Annotated in this window: 7 protein-coding genes; 5 read left to right on the top strand and 2 right to left on the bottom strand. The window is 73.2% G+C overall.

Annotated elements, in window-relative coordinates:
- Positions 1 to 13: 13 nt before the first annotated feature.
- The 4 genes from ABZ565_RS08700 to ABZ565_RS08715 all read left to right on the top strand — a co-directional run bounded on the left by ABZ565_RS08700 (position 14) and on the right by ABZ565_RS08715 (position 3912).
- Complete coding sequence (locus ABZ565_RS08700) at positions 14 to 2002, top strand: prolyl oligopeptidase family serine peptidase (RefSeq protein WP_361022213.1); 1989 nt, start codon at positions 14 to 16, stop codon at positions 2000 to 2002.
- On the top strand, positions 1999 to 2943 hold the full coding sequence (locus ABZ565_RS08705) for an LD-carboxypeptidase (protein ID WP_361022216.1): 945 nt from the start codon (positions 1999 to 2001) through the stop codon (positions 2941 to 2943). Before ABZ565_RS08700 ends, ABZ565_RS08705 begins: the two co-directional genes overlap by 4 nt.
- A gap of 121 nt (positions 2944 to 3064) precedes the next feature.
- The gene (locus ABZ565_RS08710) at positions 3065 to 3304 is read left to right on the top strand and encodes a DUF1049 domain-containing protein (protein WP_361022219.1); all 240 of its coding nucleotides are present in this window, start codon (positions 3065 to 3067) and stop codon (positions 3302 to 3304) included.
- 68 nt (positions 3305 to 3372) lie between these two features.
- Entirely contained in the window at positions 3373 to 3912 is a 540-nt protein-coding gene (locus tag ABZ565_RS08715; RefSeq protein WP_361022223.1) for a GNAT family protein, read from the top strand.
- 6 nt (positions 3913 to 3918) lie between these two features.
- Here ABZ565_RS08715 and ABZ565_RS08720 read toward each other — a convergent pair whose 3' ends face one another.
- Positions 3919 to 5787, bottom strand: a complete 1869-nt coding sequence (locus ABZ565_RS08720) for a transketolase (protein WP_361022226.1) — start codon at positions 5785 to 5787, stop codon at positions 3919 to 3921.
- A 146-nt stretch (positions 5788 to 5933) separates the two neighbouring features.
- Positions 5934 to 7229 (bottom strand): cellulase family glycosylhydrolase, encoded by a 1296-nt coding sequence (locus tag ABZ565_RS08725; RefSeq protein WP_361022229.1) that lies wholly within the window; start codon positions 7227 to 7229, stop codon positions 5934 to 5936.
- A gap of 499 nt (positions 7230 to 7728) precedes the next feature.
- Here ABZ565_RS08725 and ABZ565_RS08730 point away from each other — a divergent pair.
- A partial coding sequence (locus tag ABZ565_RS08730) for an ROK family protein (RefSeq protein ID WP_361022232.1) occupies positions 7729 to 8655 on the top strand: 927 nt, incomplete at its 3' end.

Below are 8655 nucleotides of genomic sequence, written 5' to 3' on the forward strand. Positions count from 1 at the left end.
GAGACCGACACCCATGCCCACCGCACAGCCCCACGGCAGCTGGCCCTCACCGATCGACGCCGCACTGGCCGCCTCCCACGACGGTCGGCCCGAGTTCACCGGCGCGGTCGGCGACGAGCTGTGGTGGACCGAACCGCGCCCCGCCGAAGCCGGCCGGCGCGCCCTGGTCCGCCGCACCGCCGACGGCACCACCACCGAACTGCCCGCCCCCTGGGACGTCCGCAGCCGTGTCATCGAGTACGGCGGACAGCCCTGGACCGGCACCGAGCGGGCGGAGGGCGGCCCCCTGGTCGTCTTCGTCCACTTCGCCGACCAGCGGCTGTACGCCTACGAGCCCGACGGCGACCGCGAGCCGTGGCCGCTCACCCCGCTCTCCTCCGTCGGCGGCGGCCTCCGCTGGGTGGACCCGCGCCTCCACCCCGGCCGGGGCGCCGCCGGCGAGGTGTGGTGCGTCCTGGAGGAGTTCACCGGCGACGCGCCCACCCAGCTGCGCCGGGTCCTCGCCGCCGTGCCCCTGGACGGATCGGCGGCCGGCGACCGGTCCGCCGTACGCGAACTCGAGCACGGGCGGCACCGGTTCGTCACCGGCCCCGAGGTGTCGCCCGACGGGCGGCGCGCCGCCTGGATCGGCTGGGACCACCCGCGCATGCCCTGGGACGGCACCGAAGTGCTGGTCGCGGACATCGGCGACGACGGCACCTTCCAAGGCGTCCGGGCCGTCGCCGGTGGCCCCGAGGAATCCGTGCCCCAGGTCCAGTGGACTGCCGACGGGCGGCTGCTCCTGGCGAGCGACCGCACCGGCTGGTGGAACCTGTGCCTGCTCGACCCGGACACCGGTGACACCCGCGAACTGTGCCCCCGCGAGGAGGAGTTCGCCGGACCGCTGTGGAAGATCGGGCTCGTCTGGTTCCGCCCCCTGGACAACGGGCTGATCGCCGTCCTCCACGGCAAGGGCACCACCACCCTCGGCATACTCGACCCGGAGACCTGCGACCTGGTCGACATCGCCGGCCCCTGGACCGAATGGGTGCCGACGCTCACCGTGCGCGGCTCCCGTGTCACCGGCGTCGCCGCGAGCCCGCACAGCGGCTACGAGATCGTGGAGCTGGACACCGCGACCGGCCACACCCGGACCATCGGCACCCCGCACGAGGACGCCGTCGACCCGGCGTACTACCCGGAACCCGTCCTGCGCACCTTCACCGGACCCGGCGGACGCGAGATCCACGCCCAGATCTACCCGCCGCGCAACCCCGAACACGGCGGGCCGGAAGGCGAGTTGCCGCCCTACGTCGTGTGGGCCCACGGCGGCCCCACCGGGCACGCCTCGCTGGTTCTCGATCTGGAGATCGCCTTCTTCACCTCGCGCGGCATCGGCGTCGCCGAGGTCAACTACGGGGGCTCCGCCGGATATGGCCGCGCGTACCGCAACCGGCTGCGCGAGCAGTGGGGCGTCGTGGACGTGGAGGACTGCGCCGCCGTCGCCGGGACGCTGGCCGCCGAGGGCACCGCCGACCCGGACCGGCTCGCCATCCGGGGCGGCAGCGCCGGCGGCTGGACCAGTGCCGCCTCGCTCACCGGCACCGACGTCTACGCCTGCGGCACCATCATCTACCCGATCCTCGACCTCACCGGCTGGGGCACCGACGAGACCCACGACTTCGAGTCCCAGTACCTGGAATCGCTGATCGGCCCCCTCGCCGAGGTCCCCGAGCGCTACCGCGAACGCTCCCCGGTCGCCCGCACCGACCGGCTCACCGTGCCGTTCCTGCTGCTCCAGGGCGAGGACGACCCCATCTGCCCGCCCGTGCAGTGCGAGCGCTTCCTCGCCGCGGTCGAGGGGCGAGGCATCCCGCACGCCTACCGCACGTACCCGGGCGAGGGTCACGGCTTCCGCCGGGCCGGCACGATGATCGACGCGCTGGAGTCCGAACTCTCCCTGTACGCGCAGGTGTTCGGCTTCGACCGGCCCGACGTGCCCGTCCTGGAGCTGAAGCGGTGACCCTCACCCCGCTGGCCCGCCCCGCCCGGCTGCGCCCCGGGGCCAGGGTCGCCGTCGTATCGCCGAGCGGGCCCGTCCCCGCCGACCGGCTGGAATCCGGCCTGGACATCCTGCGCGGCTGGGGCCTCGACCCCGTGCCGATGCCCCATGTGCTGGACGTCCACCGGGACGTGGACTACCTCGCCGGGGCGGACGAGGACCGGGCCCGGGACCTCCAGGACGCGTGGTGCGACCCGGCGGTGGACGCGGTGATCTGCGCGCGCGGCGGGTACGGGGCGCACCGCATGGTCGACCTGGTGGACTGGGCGGCGGTGCGCGCGGCCGGGCCCAAGGTGTTCGTCGGCTACAGCGATGTCACCGTGCTCCACGAGGCGTTCGCGCTGCGGGCCGGGTTCGCCACCCTGCACGGGCCGATGGCGGGCACCGAGACCTTCCTCAAGGACCCCCGCACCCAGGAGTCCCTCCGGGCCACGCTCTTCGAGCCCGGGAGCCGGCTGACCCTGGGCCTGGAGGAGGCGCGGGCGCTGGTGCCGGGCCGGGCGCGCGGCATCACGTACGGCGGCTGCGTGAGCCTGCTCGCCGCGGACCTCGGCACCCCGCACGGCCGTCGCTCCGCCCGGGGCGGGCTGCTCGTCATCGAGGACACCACCGAGGACCCGTACAGCCTGGACCGCATCCTCACCCAGCTGCTGCGGGCCGGGGCGCTCGACGGTGTCGCCGGGGTGGCCTGCGGGTCCTGGGCGGGGTGCGGACCGTACGAGAAGGTGCGGGCGGTGCTCGCGGACCGGCTGGGTGCGCTGGGCGTCCCGGTCGTGGAGGAGCTGGGCTTCGGGCACGGGCCCACCGGGATCACCGTCCCGCTCGGTGTGCCGGCCGTGCTCGACGCCCCGGCGGACGGCGGCCCGGCCACCCTCACGGTCGAGGTGCCGGCACTGCTCTGACCTGCCGATGCCCCTGCCCCCGTCACCCGAATGGCCGAACAACTCCACCTGCGGGGACGGGGTCGGAGCCATCCTGGAGCCCCGGGCGACGGCCGTACCAGGGCCGGGAAAGGGGCTGCTCATGAGCCCGAAGGACGTGTCGAGCAGCGGGAAGAGCGGCAGCGGGGCCTTCACCCCGGCCCGCATCCTGGTCCTCGTGATCGCGGTCCTGTCGATCGTGTTCATCGCCGAGAACACCAAGGACGTCGAGGTCCGCCTCATCGTCCCGCTGGTGACGGCGCCGCTCTACGTATGGCTGGTCGTGATGTTCCTGGCAGGCATGGCGTGCGGCGCCTATGTCTTCCGCAGGCGGCCCAAGTAGAAGCACGGCGACGGCCGTGCGGGCAGGGTGCACAGGCCCTGCCCGCACGGCCGTTCTAGGCTGGGACGATGTCCGACACCCGCTATCTCGCCGAGGGGCCGCGCACGGCGATCCGCCCCTTCACTCCGGGAGACGCCGGCGAGTTCACCGCCCGGGCCCGGGAGAGCACCGGCCTGCACCGGCCCTGGCTGTTCCCGCCCACCACGCCCGAGACCTACGCCGCCTACGCGGGCGCGCTCATCGAGGACCCGACGCGGGCCGGGTTCCTCGTGTGCGAACGGGACGCGGCCGGGGCGATCGCCGGATTCATCAACATCAACAACATCGTCGCCGGAGCCTTCCGCTGCGGTGCCCTCGGCTACGGCGCCTTCGGACACGCGGCCGGGCGCGGCCTCATGGGCGAGGCACTGGGCCTCGTTCTGGACCACGCCTTCGGGCCGCTCGCCCTGCACCGCCTGGAGGCCAACGTCCAGCCGGACAACGCGGGGTCGATCGCGCTCGTGCGCCGGGCGGGCTTCCGGCTCGAAGGCTATTCGCCGGACTTCCTGTACATCGACGGCGCCTGGCGCGACCACGAACGCTGGGCGGTCACCGCGGAGATGCGCTGACGCCGACTACTTGACCAGGCGGCGGGCCGCGTCCGCGATGTGGTCGCGGGAGATTCCCGCCGCGTCGAGCAGCTCCGCCGTGGTGCCGGACCCCGGCAGGTCGCTGCCCGCGAGGTGGGCGAACGCGGGGTGGCTGCCGGACGCCGCCAGCGCCGAGAGCACCGCCTCGCCGATACCGCCCTCCGGGTGGTGGTCCTCCACCACGACCAGGGCCCCGGTCTCGCGGGCCGCGCGGTCCAGGGCCTCGGCGTCGATCGGCTTGACGGAGTAGAGGTCGATGACCCGGGCCCGTACGCCGTCCTCCGCCAGCCGGTCGGCCGCGGCCAGGCACTCGTGCAGCGTGACCCCGGCGCTGACCAGGGTGACCTGGTCGTCGTCGCCGTGGCGCAGTGTCTTGGAGCCGCCCACCGGGAACGTCTCCTCGCTCCCGTACAGCACGGGGTAGGCGCCGCGCGTGGTGCGCAGGTACGAGATCCCGTCGATGTCCGCCATGGCCACGGTCAGGGCCGCCGCCGAGGTCGCGTCGCTCGGGTACAGCACGGTGGAGCCGCGCACCGCGCGCATCATCGCCAGGTCCTCGACGCCCATCTGCGAGGGCCCGTCCGCGCCGATCTCCACCCCGCTGTGCGTTCCGCAGAGCGCCATCGTGATGTCCGAGACCGCCGCCATGCGGATGAAGTCGTGCGCCCGGGTGAGGAACGCCGCGAATGTCGTCGCGTACGGGCGGAAGCCGCGCACGGCCATGCCGACGGCCTCGGCGACCATCTGCTGTTCCGCGATGTACGTCTGGAAGAAGCGGTCCGGGTACGCCTTCTTGAAGTCCTCCGAGTGCGTGGAGTTGCCGACCTCGGCGTCCAGGGCGACGACATCGGGCCGTACCCCGAGTGCCACCAGTGCCTTGCCGAAGGCGACCCGGGTGGCGACCTCGTCGCCCTTCTCGAAGCGCGGCAGCTCCACGGCTCCGCCGGTCCGCTTCGCGGCGGGGGCGGCCTTCGGTGGCCGGGGCCCCTCGACCCGCAGATCGCGGACGCCGCCCAGCTCCTCGATCGCGCGCTCGGCCAGGTCCTCGGGGAGCGGCTTGCCGTGCCAGCCCTCCTTGTCGGCGACCTCGCCGACCCCGCGCCCCTTGACGGTCTTCGCGACGATCACGGTGGGGGCGCTGCCGTCCGCCGCCGTCTGCAGGGCCCGGTCGACCTCGGCCAGGTCGTGGCCGTCGACCACGAGGGCCCGGCAGCCGAACGCCTCGACGCGGCGCGCGTAGGTGCCGGTGTCCCACCCCAGCTCGGTGGGGCCGGACTGGCCGAGGCGGTTGACGTCGATGATCGCGGTGAAGTTGCCCAGCTGGTGCTGGCCGGCCTTGTCCAGGGCCTCCCAGACGGACCCCTCGGCCATCTCGCTGTCCCCGCACAGCACCCACACCCGGTACGGCTGCTGCTCCAGGTCCCGCCCGGCGAGCGCGATGCCCACGCCGTAGGCGATGCCCTGGCCCAGCGAGCCGGTCGCCACGTCCACCCAGGGCAGCTCGGGCGTGGGGTGGCCCTGGAGCCGGTGGCCGAAGCGGCGGTACGTCGTCATCAGCTCCTCGTCGGTGACGGCACCGGCCGCCTTGAACATGGCGTAGAGGAGGGGCGAGGCGTGGCCCTTGGAGAAGACCAGGTGGTCACCGGCCGGGTTCTCGGGCGCGGCCCAGTCGTACCGCAGATGCCGGGTCATGAGGACCGCCATCAGATCGGCCGCCGACAGGCTGGACGTGGGGTGGCCGGACCCCGCCGAGGTGCTGGCGCGCACCGAGTCCACCCGCAGCTGCTGGGCGAGCTCGAAGACCTCGGTGAGATCGCTGTCGGGGCCGAGCGTGCTGGTCTGTTCGCTGGTCATGGGCCGGACCTTTCGCGTGAGGGCGGGACGACGGAACGGGTTCCCGAATCCGCGCGGTCCATCACCTTCCGGGGGCAGGTTGCCCTCTTTTGCGCCGCGGGGCCCGCCGGCCGACGCCTCCGCGCCGGCCGGCGGGCCCCTGCCCGTCAGGCGTCGGCCCGGCTGCCCCGTACGACGCAGGAGCGGCTGTTCTCCCAGCCCCAGCCGTCTCCGTCGGGGTCGGAGGAGGCGGCGGCGCAGTACGGGTATCCGTTCGGAGCCGTACCCGTGCCGGCACCCGTGTCCGGCGCGCTGCCCCGTACGACGCAGGAGCGGTTGTTCTCCCAGCCCCAGCCGTCTCCGTCGGGGTCGGAGGAGGCGGCGGCGCAGTAGGGGTATCCGTTCGGTGCCGTGCCCGTGCCGGTGCCCCCGTCACCGCCGCTCGAACCGCTGCCGTAGACCGTGGCGCGGACGGAGGTGGCGACGATGCCGTTGCTGCCGTTGAAGAGACGGTCGCCCCAGCCGGTCAGCGAGTTCGGATTGAATCCGTTGACGAGGTCGAGGTACTCGACCCCGCCGCCGTTGCCGCTCCACGACCAGCCGATGTAGCCGACCCGCAGCGCCTGGGCGGTGGCCATGATGGCGTCCTCGTCGGGGTTTCCGTCGCTGTGCGCGTTGCCGAACTCGCCCACGACGACGGGAAGCCCGTTGTCCACGAAGTGGTTCAGGTAGTCCCGCACTTCGGTGGCCGTGTCGTACACGCCGTACATGTGGATGGAGAAGACGGTGTTGCGGTCCGGGTCGGAGGCGAAGACCGAAGCGGCGTTGTCCCGCATGGTGCCGGACCAGTCCTGGCCCCAGTTCGGAGCGTCCACCATGAGGGCGTGCCGCAGCCCGGCGGCGCGCAGCTTGCCGATGGCGTTCTTGGTGGCCGAGGTCCACCCGGTGTAGCCGGTGTTGCCGAACGGCTCGTTGCCGATGTTGACGACGACGTAGTCCTCCTGGCCTTCCAGCGCGCTCTTGACGCCGATCCAGTAGTCGGCCGCCCTGTCCAGCGAGGTGGCGGCCGAGTCCTCGCCGTAGCCGGTGGTGTCGTGCGCCTCCAGCACGCAGATGACCTTCGCGGCCTTGCACTGCGCGATGAGCGAGGACACCTCCGATGTGGTGGTCTTCGTCCAGCGGTCGCCGCTGCCCAGGACCACGCGGACCGTGTTGGCTCCCTTGGCGGCGATGTCGGAGATGGCGGTGGTCCGCTCCGGATACCAGGCGTACGCGTGGTTGACGCCGCGCATCACGAACGCGTTGCCGTTGGCCTCGTACAGCCGTCCGTCGCTGACGTGGAGGCCGGTGCCGGCGGCCTGCGCGGCGCCGGCGGGACCGAGGACGGACAACAGGGCGCCGGCCACTCCGACGGCCAGGGCCGTGACGGTCGCGAGCAGGGAGCTTCCGGGTGGTTTCTTCATGGGCTCTCCTCAAGGGGGCATGGGTGGGACGTCCGCGGCCGCTCGACGTGGTCCGGCGCACCCACGTTGAGGACAACGTTGTCAGGAGGCGTGGGGAACTCGGTGACGGGCGGGTGCCGGGTGGTCGGGCGGGCGGCCGAGGGTGTGGCCGGGCGCAGGACTGACGGGTGGTCAACCTGGCTCTGCGCAAAGGGGATCAGGGGTCGCCGCGCAGTGTCTGGCGCCGGCCCGGCGGTGCACTCATATGAGGCACTTGATGTTCCATTCATGTCAATAGACGTGTCGCTCGTATTTCATCCGTGGCCGCCTTCTGGATAAGCGGTCGGACGATATCCAGGCTGCTGGAGGTGCATTCGGGGGTGCGCGTAAAGGCAGCCGGGGAGGCGTAATTTACTAAACCATTGCTCAACTAAACCGGCAGGCTAGACAACGTTGTCAGGTCCGGGGCAGAGTACGGCTGGGGCGATGTGCGTCCCGGCGCGGAAGGGCGGAACAGGTAATGGTGTACGGAGCATTTGACATAGGCGGGACCAAGATCGCCGGGGCCCTCGTCGACGGGAGCGGACGCCTGCTCGCGCGGGTGCAGCGGCCCACCCCCGCCCGGCGGCCCGCCGAGGAGCTGGCCGCCGCCGTCGCGGCCGTACAGGACGAACTCGCGGCCCATCCGGCGTGGGCCGGTGTCACATGCCTCGGGATCGCCAGCGCGGGGCCGGTCGACACGGCCCGTGGCACCGTCAGCCCGGTGAACATCCCGGCATGGCGGGAGTTCCCGCTGGTCGAGCTCGTCCGCGGCCATCCGGCGACCCCGGCGGGCGTCACGCCCGTCCTCGTCGGGGACGCCGTGGCCATGACCGCCGCGGAGCACTGGCTCGGCGCCGCACGCGGTGTCGCCAACGCCCTGTGCATGGTGGTCTCGACGGGCGTCGGAGGCGGTCTGGTCCTGGACGGCAGGGTCCACGGCGGCCGTACGGGCAACGCCGGGCACATCGGCCACATCACGGTCGATCTCGACGGCCCCCGCTGCCCCTGCGGAGCGCCGGGCTGTGTGGAGACCTTCGCCAGCGGGACGGCCATCGCGGCCCGTGCCCGTGCCCTCGGCTGGACCGCGCCGCCCGGCGTGGCGCCCACCGCGGCGGCGGTCGCCGAGGCCGCCCGGGGCGGCGACGACCGGGCGCGCTCGGCCTACGAGCGCGCCGCGCAGGCCCTGGCCGCCGCGATCGCCGCGACGGCTGCGCTCGTGGAGCTGGACCGTGTGGTCATCGGGGGCGGGGTGGCCCAGGCGGGCGAGGTCCTGTTCGCTCCGCTGCGGCGCCGCTTGGCCGACTACGCCGTACTCGACTTCGTACGGGACATCGCCGTGGTGCCCGCCGGTCTGGCGCTGGACGCCGGGCTCGTCGGCGCCGCGGCCGTCGCCGCGTCGGCGCCA

Origin of the sequence: Streptomyces sp. NPDC016469, assembly GCF_040632905.1 — a bacterium.
In the GTDB taxonomy this organism is placed as follows: Bacteria; Actinomycetota; Actinomycetes; order Streptomycetales; family Streptomycetaceae; genus Streptomyces.